This is a genomic window from Bradyrhizobium sp. HKCCYLRH2015 (genome assembly GCF_051168215.1).
In the GTDB taxonomy this organism is placed as follows: Bacteria; Pseudomonadota; Alphaproteobacteria; order Rhizobiales; family Xanthobacteraceae; genus Bradyrhizobium.
Map to the genome: position 1 here is coordinate 70,813 of NZ_JBNPUO010000007.1, position 16,106 is coordinate 86,918.

General features: G+C 66.5%; 14 protein-coding genes. 7 read left to right on the forward strand and 7 right to left on the reverse strand.

The genetic code is table 11. The features are described from left to right. Positions 1-17: 17 nt before the first annotated feature. From ACQR1H_RS19145 to ACQR1H_RS19165, 5 genes are all read left to right on the forward strand, one after another. The gene (locus ACQR1H_RS19145; RefSeq protein ID WP_434908038.1) at positions 18-1,388 is read left to right on the forward strand and encodes a murein hydrolase activator EnvC family protein; all 1,371 of its coding nucleotides are present in this window, start codon (positions 18-20) and stop codon (positions 1,386-1,388) included. Then, entirely contained in the window at positions 1,385-2,737 is a 1,353-nt protein-coding gene (locus ACQR1H_RS19150; RefSeq protein WP_315715943.1) for a S41 family peptidase, read from the forward strand. Before ACQR1H_RS19145 ends, ACQR1H_RS19150 begins: the two co-directional genes overlap by 4 nt. A 182-nt stretch (positions 2,738-2,919) precedes the next feature. Further along, complete coding sequence (locus tag ACQR1H_RS19155; RefSeq protein ID WP_434900067.1) at positions 2,920-4,140, forward strand: divergent polysaccharide deacetylase family protein; 1,221 nt, start codon at positions 2,920-2,922, stop codon at positions 4,138-4,140. An 88-nt stretch (positions 4,141-4,228) separates the two neighbouring features. Then, positions 4,229-4,735 carry an RNA pyrophosphohydrolase gene (locus ACQR1H_RS19160; RefSeq protein ID WP_316215527.1) on the forward strand — a complete coding sequence of 169 codons (507 nt, stop codon included), beginning with the start codon at positions 4,229-4,231 and terminating at the stop codon, positions 4,733-4,735. A 141-nt stretch (positions 4,736-4,876) separates the two neighbouring features. Next, the gene (locus tag ACQR1H_RS19165) at positions 4,877-5,383 is read left to right on the forward strand and encodes an RNA pyrophosphohydrolase (RefSeq protein WP_316180337.1); all 507 of its coding nucleotides are present in this window, start codon (positions 4,877-4,879) and stop codon (positions 5,381-5,383) included. An 85-nt stretch (positions 5,384-5,468) separates the two neighbouring features. Here ACQR1H_RS19165 and ACQR1H_RS19170 read toward each other — a convergent pair whose 3' ends face one another. The 6 genes from ACQR1H_RS19170 to ACQR1H_RS19195 form a co-directional block, all read right to left on the reverse strand. After that, positions 5,469-7,157, reverse strand: coding sequence for an adenylate/guanylate cyclase domain-containing protein (locus ACQR1H_RS19170; RefSeq protein WP_316180336.1), 1,689 nt, complete (start codon positions 7,155-7,157; stop codon positions 5,469-5,471). A 164-nt stretch (positions 7,158-7,321) separates the two neighbouring features. Beyond that, positions 7,322-7,729, reverse strand: a complete 408-nt coding sequence (locus ACQR1H_RS19175; protein ID WP_315715938.1) for a F0F1 ATP synthase subunit epsilon — start codon at positions 7,727-7,729, stop codon at positions 7,322-7,324. A 105-nt stretch (positions 7,730-7,834) separates the two neighbouring features. Then, positions 7,835-9,277: a F0F1 ATP synthase subunit beta gene (gene atpD / locus ACQR1H_RS19180; RefSeq protein WP_172112903.1), complete on the reverse strand. Its 1,443-nt coding sequence runs from the start codon at positions 9,275-9,277 to the stop codon at positions 7,835-7,837. A 96-nt stretch (positions 9,278-9,373) separates the two neighbouring features. Then, entirely contained in the window at positions 9,374-10,252 is an 879-nt protein-coding gene (locus ACQR1H_RS19185; RefSeq protein WP_315800690.1) for a F0F1 ATP synthase subunit gamma, read from the reverse strand. A gap of 155 nt (positions 10,253-10,407) precedes the next feature. Further along, a complete protein-coding gene (atpA, locus tag ACQR1H_RS19190; protein ID WP_316215525.1) occupies positions 10,408-11,940 on the reverse strand; it encodes a F0F1 ATP synthase subunit alpha in 1,533 nt (510 codons plus the stop codon). Continuing rightward, the gene (locus tag ACQR1H_RS19195; RefSeq protein ID WP_315800691.1) at positions 11,940-12,500 is read right to left on the reverse strand and encodes a F0F1 ATP synthase subunit delta; all 561 of its coding nucleotides are present in this window, start codon (positions 12,498-12,500) and stop codon (positions 11,940-11,942) included. The genes atpA and ACQR1H_RS19195 overlap by 1 nt, the downstream gene beginning before the upstream one ends. A 77-nt stretch (positions 12,501-12,577) precedes the next feature. Between ACQR1H_RS19195 and ACQR1H_RS19200 the strand changes: the two genes are divergently transcribed. Together ACQR1H_RS19200 and ACQR1H_RS19205 are read left to right on the forward strand one after the other, a co-directional pair. After that, complete coding sequence (locus tag ACQR1H_RS19200) at positions 12,578-12,919, forward strand: hypothetical protein (protein ID WP_316215524.1); 342 nt, start codon at positions 12,578-12,580, stop codon at positions 12,917-12,919. Between the two features lie 235 nt (positions 12,920-13,154). Beyond that, on the forward strand, positions 13,155-13,700 hold the full coding sequence (locus ACQR1H_RS19205; RefSeq protein ID WP_316215523.1) for a septal ring lytic transglycosylase RlpA family protein: 546 nt from the start codon (positions 13,155-13,157) through the stop codon (positions 13,698-13,700). Positions 13,701-13,820: 120 nt separating this feature from the next. On the opposite strand, the gene ACQR1H_RS19210 is transcribed toward ACQR1H_RS19205, so the two are convergent. Beyond that, positions 13,821-16,031: a primosomal protein N' gene (locus ACQR1H_RS19210; protein ID WP_434908039.1), complete on the reverse strand. Its 2,211-nt coding sequence runs from the start codon at positions 16,029-16,031 to the stop codon at positions 13,821-13,823. Between the last annotated feature and the right edge of the window lie 75 nt (positions 16,032-16,106).

A 16,106-nucleotide genomic window follows, 5' to 3' on the forward strand; every position in this document is an offset into this window, starting at 1 on the left:
GCACAATAAGGACCTCGATGTTCGCTGCGCGGCCCCTCTCCTGCTCCCCAAGATCTGTCCGCGGCGGCCAGTCCTGCCGTGCGTCGCTCATCGCGCTCGTTGTGGTGTTCTCCGGATGTCCGGCGCTGGCGCAGAGCGGACTCCGGCCATCCATCCCCGGTACGGCATCACCGACGCCGGCCACCCCGGAGCAGTTGAAGCAGCGCGAACAGGAGCTCGAGGCCGCCCGCGCGGCCCAGAAGGCCGCCGCTGAGGCCCAGGAGCGGCTGAAGGCCGACATCGCCGCGCTCGGCGAGGATCGCGGCAAGCTCAACCAGCAACTGATCGACGTCGCGGCGCAGGTGCGGAGCGTCGAAGTGCGCGTTGGCGAGGCCGAAACGCGGCTGCGCGGGCTCGACGGCCGCGAGCAGGATCTGCGGACGTCGCTGGAAACGCGGCGGACCGAGATCATCGAGGTTCTTGCCGCACTGCAGCGCGCCGGCCGCCGCACCCCGCCGGCCCTGCTCGTCCGTCCCGAGGATGCGCTGCAATCCCTGCGGACCGCGATGCTGCTGGGCTCGGTGATCCCCGAGATGCGAAGCCGAGCCGAAAAGCTCTCGACCGATCTCGGCGAGCTCGTCGCCATCCGCAAGACGATCGCCAGCGAACGCGACAAGCTCGCCGGCGACCGCGACAGGCTGCGCACCGATCAGACCCGTCTCGCGGCCCTGGTGGAGGAACGCCAGCGCAAGCAGAGCTCGGCCGAAAAGGACATGGAAGCCGAAAGCGCGCGCGCCGCCGTGCTGGCCCAGCAGATCGACTCGCTGCAGGGGCTGATCACGACGATGGAGCTGGACCTCAAGAGCGCGGCCAAGGCTGCCTCGACGGCGAGCCTGCAGGGGGTGCCGGTCAACAGCAAGCCGGACGCGAATGCGCTGCGCAACCCAGGCCGCAAGGCGCCCGCGATCGCGTTCGCCTCGACCAAGGGCATGCTGGCGTTTCCGGTCAACGGCACCAAGATCCGCGAATTTGGCGCATCGGACGGTGCCGGCGGCTCGGATAAAGGCATTTCTCTGGCAACCCGGCCAGGGGCTCAGGTCACAACCCCGTGTGATGGCTGGGTTGTGTATGCGGGTCCCTTCCGTAGCTACGGACAACTCTTGATCCTCAACGCCGGTGGCGGGTATCATGTCCTGATCGCCGGGATGGAGCGCATTTCCGTCAACATCGGGCAGTTTGTTCAGACGGGAGAGCCGGTCGCGATCATGGGTAACAGCTCCCAGGTTGCCTCCATTCTCGCTACCAACGCGAGTCAACCAGTGCTCTATGTCGAGTTCCGTAAGGACGGCACTCCAATCGATCCAGGCCCATGGTGGGCCGCAAATGAAGGCGAAAAGGTACGCGGATGATGCGTAAGACTTCGGTAATTCTCCTGAGCGCGGCCACCGGTGCGGCATTGACCCTGTTCGTCTCGCAACCGCGCGCGGTGTTGATGGGATCGACGGCGCGCGCCGCGACCGCCGATACCTATCGCCAGCTCAACCTGTTCGGCGACGTGTTCGAGCGGGTGCGCAGCGATTATGTCGAGAAGCCCGACGATTCGAAGCTGGTCGAGTCCGCGATCAGCGGCATGCTCTCGGGCCTCGATCCGCATTCGAGCTACATGGATGCGAAGAGCTTCCGCGACATGCAGGTGCAGACCCGCGGCGAGTTCGGCGGCCTCGGCATCGAGGTGACGATGGAAGACGGCCTGATCAAGGTGGTGTCGCCGATCGACGATACGCCGGCCTCGAAGGCAGGCATCCAGGCCAACGACATCATCACCAATCTCGACGACGAAGCCGTGCAGGGCCTGACCCTCAACCAGGCGGTCGAGAAGATGCGCGGCCCGGTCGGCACCAAGATCAAGCTGAAGGTCGTGCGCAAGGGCGCCGACAATCCGCTGGACGTGACGCTGACCCGCGACAACATCCGCGTCCGTTCGGTGCGCTCGCGCACCGAGAGCGACGACATCGCCTATATCCGCATCACCACCTTCAACGAGCAGACCACCGAGGGCCTGAAGAAGAGCATCGCCGACCTGCAGAACCAGATCGGTGACAAGCTGAAGGGCTACATCATCGACCTGCGCAACAACCCGGGCGGCCTGCTCGAGGAGGCGGTCACCGTCTCCGACGCGTTCCTGGAGCGCGGCGAGATCGTCTCGACCCGCGGCCGCAATGCCGAGGAGACGCAGCGCCGCGCGGCACATGCCGGCGACCTCACCAAGGGCAAGCCGGTCATCGTGCTGATCAATGGCGGCTCGGCGTCGGCGTCGGAGATCGTGGCCGGCGCGCTGCAGGACCACAAGCGCGCGACGCTGGTCGGCACCCGCTCGTTCGGCAAGGGCTCGGTGCAGACCATCATCCCGCTCGGCGCCGGCAACGGCGCGCTGCGGCTGACCACCGCGCGCTACTACACGCCGTCGGGCAAATCGATCCAGGCCAAGGGCATCGTGCCCGACATCGAGGTGCTGCAGGACGTGCCGGATGAGCTGAAATCGCGCACCGACACCAAGGGCGAGGCGTCGCTGCGCGGCCATCTCAAGAACGACGGCGACGAGAAGACCGGCTCGCAGTCCTACGTGCCGCCGGACACCAAGGACGACAAGGCGCTCAAAATGGCTGCCGACCTGCTCCATGGCATCAAGAACAGCGCCAACACCCCGGCGCCGACCGAAAAGGCCGCGGCCGACAAGCCGGCCAAGGCGGCGAACTGAGGCCGCCGCCGGAGCGGCGGCCGACAGACGCGAAGTGGGTTTGAAGGGCGGCCTCCAGGCCGCCCTTTGTTTTTTGGACGGCTTCTCGTTTGCGGCTCCGCCGATCTACGGGCTTTCGGACACTGGCCCTGCGTCCGAATCCCTGCCGTGGTATCGTCGACCCGATTGATTCGGGAATTTCGATGACAGAGACGGCCGACGAACTGAGCGCCCCGCTCGGACAGACGGAAAAGCGTCGCAGGCGCCGCGTTCGGCTTCCCTTCACGGCCCTGCAGGCCCTTGCGATGCTGCTGGGACTGTTCCTGGTCGCGTTTGCCGGCTTTGCGATGTTCAACGACAATCCACTCGGTGGCGAGCCGGTCGCCCGCGTCGCGATCAACGAGGGCGCAAAGCCCGCCGACGACAAGGCTGCCGCCAAGCCGGATGGCAAGCCAGACGCAAAGGCCGACCACGGCGCGGCCCCCGCGGCCAAGCAGGAGGGCGGCGAGCGCAAGACGGTCACCATCATCGACGGCTCCAGCGGCGCCCGCCAGGAGGTCGCGATCGGTGCCGGTGGCGAGACGGCAGAGCCTGGATCGGCCACGCCGGCTGCGAGCCAGATGCCCGGCGTCGACCCGCGGCTGCTGGAGAAGTCGCGCTACGGCATGATCCCAGTGATGGCCGACGGGCTGAAGCCGTTCACCGCCTATGCGGCCGAGGCCGACCGCGCCAAGGCGGCGCGCATGCCGGCCGTCGCGATCGTGATCGGCGGTCTCGGCGTCGGCGCCGCCAAGACGGCGGACGCGATCATGAAGCTGCCGCCCGCGGTCACCCTGGCCTTCACGCCCTATGGCTCCGATCCGACCAAACTCGCCGAGCGCGCCCGGGCGCAGCGCCACGAGATCCTGCTGCAGGTCCCGATGGAGCCCTACGACTATCCCGACAACGATCCGGGTCCGCAGACGCTGCTCGCCACACTCGGACCGGACCAGAACATCGACCGGTTGTTCTGGCACATGAGCCGGCTGCAGGGTTACGTCGGCATCGGCAACTTCATGGGTGCGCGCTTCGTCGCAACGGAAGCGGCGATGCAGCCGATCGTGAACGAGGCCGCCAAGCGCGGCCTGGCCCTGTTCGACGATGGCGCAGCCCCGCGCAGCGTGGCGGCGTCACTCGCCACGGGGCTCGCGATGCCGTTCGCGAAGGGCGACGTCACCATCGACGCGGTGCCGACCCCGGTCGAGATCGACAATGCGCTCGCCAAGCTCGAAAGCCTGGCCAAGGAACGTGGCGTCGCCGTCGGGACCGCCTCGGCGCTGCCAGTCTCGATCGACCGCATCGCCACCTGGATCAAGGGGCTCGACCGCAAGGGCATTCTGCTGGTGCCATTGACAACCGCGATGCTGAAATCAAAATCGAACTGAACGAACGTGCGCCGGCCCGACTGGCGACGTGACAGCGTGAGGCCTGCGCAGCGAGGCGCAGGGTCCCCGCAGGAAGGCCGAGACCGGAATGACGCGCTACGAGGACCTGCCTTACCGCACCTGCGTCGGCATTATGCTGATCAATTCGGAGGGGCTGGTTTTCATCGGTCGCCGCGCCGGCGGGATCGAGCATGTCGACGACACCCATGTCTGGCAGATGCCGCAGGGCGGCGTCGATCCCGGCGAGGATGCCTGGGAGGCGGCCAAGCGCGAGCTGTATGAAGAGACCAGCGTGCGCTCCGTCGAGAAGCTGGCCGAGGTCGGCGACTGGCTGACCTACGACATTCCGCGCACGGTCGCGGGCCGCGCCTGGAAGGGGCGCTATCGCGGCCAGCGCCAGAAATGGTTCGCGCTGCGCTTCACCGGGTCCGATGCCGAGATCGACGTCGAGCGGCCCGGCGGCGGCCACCACAAGGCGGAATTCGTCAGCTGGCGCTGGGAGCCGATGAAGAACCTGCCGGGGCTGATCGTGCCCTTCAAGCGACCGGTCTATGAGCGCGTGGTCAAGGAATTCGCTCCGCTCGCCGGCGATTGAATCACGACCCGCGCCCTCGACGCGATACCCGACATCCGCTAGTCCGCATCTGCGCACGGGCTGCAGGGAATCTCTGCAGATGCGTCGCGACGATGCCGCCATGGTGCGCTGCTATGCGAACGACAGCTCATGGATTCGAGGATGACCGAGACCAGACCCTATCGTCCGAACGTCGGGATCGCCCTGCTCAATGCCGAAGGGCTCGTGTTCCTGGGGCGCCGATTCCGCGACGACGGACCGGAGATCGTCCTTCCCGGCCTCGAATGGCAAATGCCGCAGGGCGGCGTCGACCCCGGCGAGGATCTGCAGGCGGCGGCGCGGCGCGAGCTGTGGGAGGAGACCGGCATCCGCGACGCCGATATCCTGGCCGAGACCGACTGGCTGACCTACGAATTTCCGCCATTCGAGGATCCCAACCACCGGCTCGCGCGCTTTCGCGGCCAGCGCCAGAAGTGGTTCGCGATGCGCTTCACCGGCCGGGAGGCCGACATCGATCCGGTGACGCCGCGCAACGGCCAGCCGGCCGAGTTCGACGCCTGGCGCTGGGAGCAGCTCGCGCGCGTGCCGGACTTGGTGGTGCCGTTCCGCCGCGAGGTCTATCGTGCGGTGGCGGAGGCCTTTGCGCATCTCACTGAAGCTGGCGACTGATCCACGTCGAAGAGTGAGGCTCTGCGTCATTCCGATCTCGCGCTCAGCGCGCCTCGGAACAGCGATGTCGAGAGAGTTCGCCGGCTCAATTGTCCTCGACCGTGAACGGCCCGATCGCAATCACCCGGCAGTCGCTGTCGCGCGTGGCGCAGTCGGCCAGCGCGCCGCCGATCGCCGTCTCCTCACGGTCGCCATTGAGGCTGAAGCCGGGGTGGCCGGCCGTTCCGACCGCGACTGCATTCCAGCCCGACGTCGCGGCCTCAAGGCGCCGCGCCACCTCCTCGCGCGCCTCCGGGGCGATCGCCTGATGGATGGCCGCGTGGAAGAAGCCGGTGGCTTTCATCACGGTCGGTATCGGCACCACGAAGGCATCGTCGAGCGCAACGATGATGCAGGCGGTTCCCGCCTGAGCGCCGCAGGCTTCCAGATTGCGCCGAACCACGTCGTCGACGAGGTCGCCGCCGACGCTGTAGAAGAACTGGCCACCGGGCCCGAGCGCGATCGCCTTGGTCCGTCGCGCCGTCCCGTAGTTCGCTTCGAGCCGGGCGCGGCCGGTATCACGCACCAGCGGCATCTCGGCCGCGCTGAAGGCGCGTTCGGTCAGCGGGTCGTGGCGCACCCAGGGCTGCGGCGGCAACGGCGGCTTGCTGTGCACGTAGACGACATTGTCACCAACGGCGTAGAGCTCGCATTTGCGCGGTCCGTTCGCGTTGTCCGCGCGCTGCTGGCACTGCTCCAGCGCGGCCGACTTCGCCGCGTCGTCGCTCGCCTGCCCGGTGACGTAGGCGCTGACGCCGTTGATCGTGGTCGCGAACGCCTTGTGCTCGGGCGCCGGCACGTAGTCGCGCGCCAGCGCAATGCGAGTCCGCTCGCTCACGAACGGCACGGCTTCAGGTGCAAACTTCTCGGCAGCGACAGAGGATGAAGGCGAGGGCGACTGTTGCGGCTGCGGCGAGTCGGCCGGCTGCATGGCGACGGATGACTGCGTCGGCGCGGGGGATGGAGATGAAGACGGGACCGAGGACGGCGAAGCCGGCGTGGCCGACAGCCGGGCCAACGCTTCCGCCGCCGCCTTGGCGGCATCGCGCTGCGCGGGATGCGGATCGCGATAATCCAGGTAGAGCTCGGTCCCGACCCCGACCGCGCCGAGCGCAACCAGGGCGGCCGTAATTCGCCAGATCATGCGGAGCCCGCCGCCGCGGGCGGCTTTCTTTTCTTCCGGCGGCGCGTAGGTGCCGTCCTCGCGGCGCATCGCCACGCGAAAGGCGTGCACCGGGGTGGGGATGTTCTTGACCTCCCGCGCGCCCATGTCGGCGAACTGCACCGACAGCTTGTTGGCAACCTGCTCATGGACGGCGCGCGAGATGCAGATGCCGCCGACGTCGGCGAGGCCCTCGAGGCGCGCTGCAATGTTGACGCCGTCGCCGAGCAGATCGCCGTCGCGCTCGACGACGTCGCCGATGGTGATGCCGATGCGATAGCTCATCTGCCGGCTCGGCGGATAGGCCATGTTGCGCGTGCGCAGGCTCTCCTGGATGTCGATCGCGCAACGAACCGCTTCGACCGCGCTGGGGAATTCCGCGAGCACCGCATCGCCGGCGGTGTTGAAGATGCGGCCGCCGGCGCGCGCGATGAAGTCGTCAACGACCTCGCGATAGGCCGCCAGTCGCCGTAGCGTTTCTTCTTCATCCTCCGCGACCAGGCGCGAATAGCCGGCGATATCGGCGGCGAAAATCGCCGCGATCTTGCGTTTCAAGACGATCTGTCCTGCCATGTCACCGCGCCCGCTGGATCGGCCGGGAGCATGCCGTCAGATCGGTGAGCATGCAACCGGCCCCTTGAAGTAGTCATCGACCGGCGCACGACGTTCGAGCCCCAAACGAAAATGGCCGGGCAGAGCCCGGCCATGAACGTTCATTCATACGTCGTGCGGTTGGATCAATGCAGCGCGGTCGTATTGAGCTGCTGCTGGATCGTCTTGAAGTGATCGAGCCGCTCGATCGCGCGATCGAGCTCGTTGCCCTGCTTCTCGTTCAGCTTGGATTCCATGCCGGCGATCTCGGCCGCGAAGGCGGTCTGGTCGAGCTCCTTCAGCGACGTGGCGACGTCGGCGAGAACCGTCAGACCTTTGTCCGAGATCTCGGCAAGACCGCCGAGCACGATGATCTTCTGCTGCGATCCGCCTGATGTCACTGTCAGGATGCCCGGCCGCAGCGTCGCCACGAACGGCGCGTGGCCCGCGAGCACGCCGAAATCACCCTCCTGGCCGGGAACGTCGACCTGGTCGACCTCACCCGAGAAGGCGATCTTTTCCGGCGAGACGAGATCGAAATGGAAAGTAGCCATGAGGAAACCTGCGAGTAGCGAATAGCGAATGGCGAATGGCGAGTAGTGAATGGAGAAGGGAGCAGCGGATAACCCTATTCGCTACTCCCTATTCGCCATTCGCCCTTAGGCGGCTTCCGCCGCCAGCTTCTTGCCCTTCTCGACCGCCTCGTCGATGTTGCCGACCATGTAGAAGGCGGCCTCCGGCAGGTGGTCGTACTTGCCTTCACACAGGCCCTTGAAGCCCTTGATGGTGTCGGCGAGGTCGACGAACTTGCCCGGCGATCCCGTGAAGATTTCGGCGACGTGGAACGGCTGCGACAGGAAGCGCTCGATCTTGCGGGCGCGGGCCACCGTCAGCTTGTCCTCTTCCGAGAGCTCGTCCATGCCCAGGATGGCGATGATGTCCTGCAGCGACTTGTAGCGCTGGAGGATCTGCTGGACCATGCGCGCGGTTTGATAGTGCTCCTCGCCGACGACCAGCGGGGACAGCATGCGCGACGTGGAGTCGAGCGGGTCCACCGCCGGGTAGATGCCCTTTTCCGAGATCGCGCGGTTGAGCACGGTGGTCGCGTCCAAGTGCGCGAACGACGTCGCCGGCGCCGGGTCGGTCAAGTCGTCGGCCGGCACGTAGATCGCCTGCACCGAGGTGATCGAGCCCTTGTTGGTGGTGGTGATACGCTCCTGCAGCGCGCCCATGTCGGTGGCGAGCGTCGGCTGATAACCCACCGCCGACGGGATACGGCCGAGCAGCGCCGACACTTCCGAGCCCGCCTGCGTGAAGCGGAAGATGTTGTCGACGAAGAACAGCACGTCCTGGCCCTGGTCGCGGAAGTGCTCGGCGACGGTGAGGCCGGTCAGGCCGACGCGGGCGCGGGCGCCGGGCGGCTCGTTCATCTGACCGAACACCAGCGCGCACTTCGACTTGACGCTCGGATCCGGATTGTGCGGATCGGCGTTGACCTTGGACTCGATGAACTCGTGATAGAGGTCGTTGCCCTCTCGCGTACGCTCGCCGACGCCGGCGAACACCGAGTAACCGCCGTGCGCCTTGGCGACGTTGTTGATCAGCTCCTGGATCAGCACGGTCTTGCCGACGCCGGCGCCGCCGAACAGGCCGATCTTGCCGCCCTTGGCATAGGGCGCCAGGAGGTCGACGACCTTGATGCCGGTGACGAGAATTTCAGCTTCCGTCGACTGGTCGGTGTAGCTCGGCGCGTCCGCGTGGATCGGGCGCAGGCCTTCCGCCTTGACGGGGCCGGCTTCGTCGATCGGCTCGCCGATCACGTTCATGATGCGGCCGAGCGTGCCCTCGCCGACCGGCACCCGGATCGGCGAGCCGGTGTCGGTCACCTCCTGGCCGCGCACCAGACCTTCGGTGGTGTCCATCGCGATCGTGCGGACGGTGGATTCACCGAGATGCTGGGCGACCTCGAGCACAAGGCGGTTGCCGGCGTTCTTGGTTTCGAGCGAATTGAGAATGGCCGGCAGGTGACCTTCGAACTGCACGTCGACGACGGCGCCGATGACCTGGGTGATGCGACCGATCTGGTTGGCTGCGGTAGCCATTGAGTGTCTCTCCTTACGATCCGTATACGAAACCACGGTCGGCTCGACCGGGATATTTTCCTGGGTTGCGCTTCAAAGAGGCGCGACGCGATCTGGCTAGACCGCCTCGGCGCCCGAAATGATTTCGATCAGTTCCTTGGTGATCATCGCCTGACGCGTGCGGTTGTAGATCAGCGTCTGCTTGCGGATCATCTCGCCGGCGTTGCGCGTGGCATTGTCCATCGCCGACATCTGCGCACCGTAGAACGAGGCGTTGTTTTCGAGCAGCGCGCGGAAGATCTGCACGGCGAGATTGCGCGGCAGCAGCCCGGCGAGGATCTCGTCCTCCTCCGGCTCGTATTCGTAAGGCGCCAGCGGCGCAGCATTGGCAGGCCGCGCCTCGACCACCAGCGGAATGATCTGCTGTGCCGTCGGGATCTGCGCGATCACCGAGCGGAAGCGCGAATAGAACAGCGTGCAGACGTCGAACTCGCCGGCCTCGAAGCGGGCGATCACCTTCTTGGCGATCTCGTCGGCATTGGCAAAACCGATCTGGCGAACCGAGCGCAGATCCATGTGCTCGACGATCTGCTTGTCGAACTGACGGCGCAGTTGCTCGTAGCCCTTGCGGCCGACGCAGAAGAATTTCACTTCCTTGCCCTGGTTCATCAGGGCTAGCGCACGCTCGCGCGCCAGACGCACGATCGAGGAGTTGAACGCGCCGGACAGGCCGCGCTCGCCGGTGCAGACCAGCAGCAGATGCACCTGGTCGCGCCCGGTGCCCGCGAGCAGGCTCGGGCCGCCGGCGGAGGCGATGGTGGCGCTCGCGATGTTGGAGATCACGGCGTCCATCTTCTCGGCATAGGGACGCGCCGCTTCGGCCGCCTGCTGCGCGCGGCGCAGCTTGGAGGCGGCGACCATCTGCATGGCCTTGGTGATCTTCTGCGTCGCCTTGGTCGAGGCGATGCGGACCCGCATGTCTTTCAGTGACGCCATTGTTCGTCTAGCTCACCCCGGCGGCCGATCCCCTGGAGACCCGACCGCTCAACCCTGAGATTGGTCATGCCCGGCCTGATGCTGGGCATGAGATGTCACGTTGTCCACCCCGAAGGCGTGGATGGCCGGCCGGAGCCGACCACGACCTCTAGCGATCAGGCGAAGGTCTTGGCGAAGCCTTCGACCACCGCCTTCAGCTTGGCGGCGCTGTCGTCGGACAGATCCTTGCTGTCGCGGATCGCGTTCAGGAGGTCGGCATTCTTGCCGCGCAGCAGCGACAGGAGGCCGTCCTCGAAGGCGCGCACCTTGCCGAGCGGAAGCGCGTCGAGATAGCCGTTGGTGCCGGCCCAGATCACGCAGACCTGCTCTTCCATCTTCAGCGGCGAGAACTGCGGCTGCTTCAGGAGCTCGGTCAGGCGCGAACCACGGTTCAGCAGGCGCTGGGTCGAGGCGTCGAGGTCGGAGCCGAACTGCGCGAACGCGGCCATCTCGCGGTACTGCGCCAGCTCGCCCTTGATCTTGCCGGCGACCTTCTTCATCGCCTTGGTCTGCGCCGAGGAGCCGACGCGCGACACCGACAGACCGACGTTCACCGCAGGACGAATGCCCTGGAAGAACAAATCGGTCTCCAGGAAGATCTGGCCGTCGGTGATCGAGATGACGTTGGTCGGAATGTAGGCCGACACGTCGTTGGCCTGCGTCTCGATGACCGGCAGCGCGGTCAGCGAGCCCAGACCATGGTCCTTGCCGAGCTTCGCAGCGCGCTCCAGCAGGCGGGAGTGCAGGTAGAACACGTCGCCCGGATAGGCTTCGCGGCCCGGCGGGCGGCGCAGCAGCAGCGACATCTGGCGGTAGGCGACGGCCTGCTTGGACAGGTCGTCATAGATGATGACGGCGTGCATGCCGTTGTCGCGGAAGTACTCGCCCATGGTGCAGCCGGTGAACGGCGCGAGATACTGCATCGGCGCCGGATCGGAGGCGGTCGCGGCGATGACGATCGAGTATTCCAGCGCGCCCTGCTCTTCGAGCACCTTGACGAACTGGGCGACGGTCGAACGCTTCTGGCCGACGGCGACGTAGACGCAGTACAGCTTCTGGCTCTCGGGAGCGCCGGCGACGTTCAGCGGCTTCTGGTTCAGGATGGTGTCGAGCGCGATCGCAGTCTTGCCTGTCTGGCGGTCACCGATGATCAGCTCACGCTGGCCGCGGCCGACCGGGATCAGGGCGTCGATCGCCTTCAGGCCGGTGGCCATCGGCTCGTTGACCGACTTGCGCGGAATGATGCCCGGCGCCTTGACGTCGACGCGCTTGCGCTCGGTGAACTGGATCGGACCCTTGCCGTCGATCGGGTTGCCGAGCGCGTCGACGACACGGCCGAGCAGGCCCTTGCCGACCGGCGCGTCCACGATGGCGCGGGTGCGCTTGACGGTCTGGCCTTCCTTGATCTCGCGGTCGGCGCCGAAGATGACGACGCCGACGTTGTCGGTCTCGAGGTTCAGCGCCATGCCGCGGGTGCCGTTCTCGAACTCGACCATCTCACCGGCCTGGACGTTGTCGAGACCGTAGACGCGGGCGATACCGTCGCCGACGGACAGCACCTGTCCGACTTCGGTGACTTCGGCTTCCTGCCCGAAATTCTTGATCTGGTCCTTGAGGATCGCGGAAATTTCCGCGGCGCGGATGTCCATCAGCCTGCCTCTTTCATCGCGTGCTTGATCGAGTTGAGTTTGGTGCGAAGCGAACTATCGATCATGCGGCTGCCGAGCTTGACGACGAGCCCGCCGATAATCGCTGGATCGACTTTCACGTTGAGCGCGACGTCCTTGCCGGTCACCGTCTTCAGTGAGGCCTTCAAGGCGTCGAGATTCTTGTCCGAGAGCGGCTCGGCGACGACGACGTCGGCCGTGGCCTCTCCCTTATACTTGGCGACCAGCGCGTTGAAGGCGCGGATCACGTCGGCGACCGCGAACAGGCGGCGGTTGGTGGTCAGCACACGCAGCACGTTGGCGGCGACGCCGGCGATGCCGGCCTTGTCCAGCACCGCATTGAGCGCCTTGAGCTGCACGTCCGCGCCGAACACCGGGCTGCGGACCAGGCGCTTGAGGTCGGCGCTCTCATCGAGAAGGGCATTGAACTTGTCGAGATCGGCCTTGACCGCATCGACGGACTTTTCGTCACGGGCCAGTTCAAACAGGGCCGTCGCGTAACGACCGGACACACCGGATACGGAGGGATCTTCAGCAGCCACAGACGTGCTCTTTTTATATGCGCCCAACCCACAAGAGGAACACCGGCGCGCCGCTGCGGCGCAAACCAGTTAAGCCCTTGGAATTCAAGCAGGACTTTGATTTTCGATCGCCGCAAGAGCAGCTTGATCACGAAAAGCGGCGCTTTGCTAACATAGCGTACGCGCAGCCGCAACAAGCGGTGGCCCGCTATTCGGCACCTTGTTGCCGCGCTGCGGTCGGAGCCCGGGACGGACCCGGAAGCGGCGCGATCGCCGCCGGCGGTGCACCCCGAACCCAGTACCGACGATCCGCGTATTCGTTCCGCCTGTTGCTGCATGGCCGCTATGTCCGTTTGGCCTTGACTGCCGCCTTGGCGGCTCCAGCGGCGATCGGCCGGATCGATATCAATTACTTGGCAACATCTTCACAACCTCAATGACGACTTAACACGACAGTACTTGAAAGTATTAATTAGTTAATGAAGCGTTAAGCGGGCGGATTACGGAATTTTCGGTGATGAAGATCACCAGTCCCAAGATATTCCGATCCGAGCGGAACAATTTCTACTGCCCCATTCGTGCCTCATTGCGACATCAAACGGCGCGCGCCTCAACACCTGACGGGGGTCCACTGGCTGCAGAACGCAGCAATACTGTTTCGAGGGACAGATCCAGATGCTGAAACTGAAGAACCTCTCGGCTGGCAAGATCGCCGGCTCGCGCACCGCGCTCGCTGTTGCCGTGACGCTGATCGTCGGCGGCAGCGCCACCGAAGCCTCGGCCCGGTCCAGGCACCACCATCACCACGCGCGCCACCACCATCATCATATGGCGCGCCAGGCCGCCCAGCCCGCGGCAGACTCGTTTTCGAACGGCTGGTCGAACAACTCGTCCTGGATGAATGCCAACGCATCGGTCGCGCCGTCGTCCGGAACGGGCCGCACCTTCTCCGGCATGGCATCGTACTACGGCAACGAGTCCGGCAGCCGCACCGCATCCGGCCAGCGCATGAACGCCAACGCCATGACCTGCGCCCACCGCTCGCTGCCGTTCGGCACCAAGCTGCGCGTCACTCATGGCGGCCAGAGCGTCATCGTCACTGTCAACGACCGTGGCCCATTCATCCGCGGCCGTGTGCTCGACCTTTCGACGGGCGCCGCCCGCGCCATCGGCCTGACCCGCGCCGGCGTCGGCCGCGTCACCGCCGAGGTCGTGTCGTAAGTCACCCATCTATCCGCGCGTCATTGCGACCGCAGCGAAGCAATCCAGGGCTCCTTTGGGACTCTGGATTGCTTCGTCGCTTCGCTCCTCGCAATGACGGCGGTGATGGCGTGCCTTGTGCTACAAGAAGCTCTGCGGGTCGACGTCGACCTCGAGCTTGAGATTGCCCCTGGGCTTCTCCGCATGCGCCAGCCAGTGGCGCAGATAATCCGACAGATCGAAATTGCGCGCCGACTTGAGCAGCAGCCGGAAGCGGTAGCGGCCCTTGATGACGGCGAGCGGCGCCTCGGCCGGTCCGAGCAGCAGCACGCCCTCCTCTGAAGGCGCTGACGCCACCAGCCGGCGCGCGAAGCCCTCCGCGGTCGGCCTGTCCCCTGCCGAAATGATCAGGCTCGCCAGCCGGCCGAACGGCGGGTAACCCGTGCGCTCGCGAACGTCGATTTCGCTGGTGTAGAAGGCCTCGCGGTCGCAGGCGATCAGCGCCTTCATGACGGGATGCTCGGGCTGGTGCGTCTGCAGATAGCCCCTCCCCCTGCCCTGCTCGCGGCCGGCGCGACCGATCACCTGGTTGAGGAGCTGCCAGGTGCGCTCGGCGGCGCGCGGATCGCCGTTGCCGAGGCCGAGATCGGCGTCGACCACGCCGACCAGATTGAGCCGAGGGAAGTTGTGGCCCTTGGCCACGAGCTGGGTGCCGATGATGAGGTCGACGCGGCCTTCCGCGATCTCCGTGAGTTCGGCGCGCATGGTCTCGATCGAGGTGATCAGGTCGCTCGACAGCACCATGCTGCGCGCGTCGGGAAACAGCGCGGCCGCCTCCTCCTGCAGCCGCTCGACGCCCGGGCCGACCGCGACCAGCGATTCCTCGGCGGCGCAATGCGGACAGGCCGGCGGCCGGGCCATCGAGAACCCGCAATGGTGGCAGACCAGGCGCTGGCGAAAACGATGGTCGACCAGCCAAGCGTCGCAGATGGTGCAAGCAAAACGGTGGCCGCAGGCGCGGCACAAGGTCAGCGGCGCATAGCCGCGGCGATTGAGAAACAGCAGCGCCTGCTCGCCGCGCTCGATCGCGGTGCGGATCTCACCCGCCAGCCGCGGCGAGATGTAGCGGCCGCGCGGCGGCGGCTCGCGCCTGAGATCGATCGCCTCGATGTGCGGCATGTGCTGGCCGCCGAAGCGCGACGGCAGCGCGACGCGCTGGTAGCGGCCCTTGCGCGCATTGACCTCGGTCTCGACCGAGGGCGTCGCTGACGCCAGCACGACCGGGAATTTCGCGATGTGGCCGCGCACCACCGCCATGTCGCGGGCGTGGTAGTGCGCGCCCTCGTCCTGCTTGTAGGCCTGGTCGTGCTCCTCATCGACGACGATCAGGCCGAGATCGGCGTAGGGCAGAAACAGCGCCGAGCGCGCGCCGACCACGACCGGCGCCTCGCCGGCGGCGATGGCCGCCCAGTTGCGCTGGCGCGTGCGCGGCGTCAGCTCGGAATGCCATTCCAGCGGGCGCACGCCGAAACGGCGCGAGAAGCGGTCGAGGAACTGCCCGGTCAGCGCGATCTCCGGCATCAGGATCAGCGACTGCCGGCCGCGGCGGACGGTCTCGGCCACCGCCTCGAAATACACCTCGGTCTTGCCGGAGCCGGTGACGCCATCGAGCAGCGCGACCTGAAAGCCGCCATCGGCGGCCAGCGCCCGCATCGCCTCGACGCCGGCCAACTGTGCATCGAAGAACTCGGGCTGGGCGAAGGACGGGTCCGGCGTCGGCGGCGGCAAGGCCCGCGGCATCGCCTCGACCGTCAGCGTCCCCTCGTCGACCAGGCCGTCGATCACGCTGCCGGAGACGCCGATCTCGCGGACGAGGTCGGACTTTCCGTGCAGCAGGCCATCCGACACCGCCTCGATCACCCGCCGCCGCGCCGGCGTCAGCCGCTTTGGCGGCTCGCCGACCAGCCGGACGCCGAGGCGAACGCGCTCCGGCCCGAGATGCTCGCCCATGCGAAGGCACATCCGCAGCACCATGCCGCGCGGCGACAGCGTGTAATTGGCGACCCAGTCGACCAGCGACCGCAGCTCCGGCTTGAGCGGCGGCACGTCGAGCTTCTCGCTGACGTCCTTCAGCCTGTTGTGCAGTCGCGGATCGGGATTGGCGTTCTCCGCCCACACCACCGCCAGCACCTCGCGCGGCCCCAGCGGCACGCCGACGACATCGCCGGGCTTCAGCGCCATGCCGCGCGGCACGCGGTAGGAATAAGTTTGGTCGAGCGCGACCGGAACCAGCACGTCGACCACGCCGGCCGTGCTGACTGCACCTGGAAAGAGATCGGTCGGGCGGTCCATGAGGGCGGAGATAGCCTTGCTCGGGCTGAAGCGAAAGCCGCCCGGCAAAGTTAGCGAACGGTAAAGGACGAGGAT

Coding starts and splice junctions, on each gene's coding strand:
- ACQR1H_RS19210 (WP_434908039.1), bottom strand. CDS start 16,031: ATGGACCGCCCGACCGATCTCTTTCCAGGTGCAGTCAGCACGGCCGGC.
- ACQR1H_RS19160 (WP_316215527.1), top strand. CDS start 4,229: ATGACGCGCTACGAGGACCTGCCTTACCGCACCTGCGTCGGCATTATG.
- ACQR1H_RS19185 (WP_315800690.1), bottom strand. CDS start 10,252: ATGGCGTCACTGAAAGACATGCGGGTCCGCATCGCCTCGACCAAGGCG.
- atpA (WP_316215525.1), bottom strand. CDS start 11,940: ATGGACATCCGCGCCGCGGAAATTTCCGCGATCCTCAAGGACCAGATC.
- ACQR1H_RS19175 (WP_315715938.1), bottom strand. CDS start 7,729: ATGGCTACTTTCCATTTCGATCTCGTCTCGCCGGAAAAGATCGCCTTC.
- ACQR1H_RS19170 (WP_316180336.1), bottom strand. CDS start 7,157: ATGGCAGGACAGATCGTCTTGAAACGCAAGATCGCGGCGATTTTCGCC.
- ACQR1H_RS19165 (WP_316180337.1), top strand. CDS start 4,877: ATGACCGAGACCAGACCCTATCGTCCGAACGTCGGGATCGCCCTGCTC.
- atpD (WP_172112903.1), bottom strand. CDS start 9,277: ATGGCTACCGCAGCCAACCAGATCGGTCGCATCACCCAGGTCATCGGC.
- ACQR1H_RS19205 (WP_316215523.1), top strand. CDS start 13,155: ATGCTGAAACTGAAGAACCTCTCGGCTGGCAAGATCGCCGGCTCGCGC.
- ACQR1H_RS19145 (WP_434908038.1), top strand. CDS start 18: ATGTTCGCTGCGCGGCCCCTCTCCTGCTCCCCAAGATCTGTCCGCGGC.
- ACQR1H_RS19150 (WP_315715943.1), top strand. CDS start 1,385: ATGATGCGTAAGACTTCGGTAATTCTCCTGAGCGCGGCCACCGGTGCG.
- ACQR1H_RS19155 (WP_434900067.1), top strand. CDS start 2,920: ATGACAGAGACGGCCGACGAACTGAGCGCCCCGCTCGGACAGACGGAA.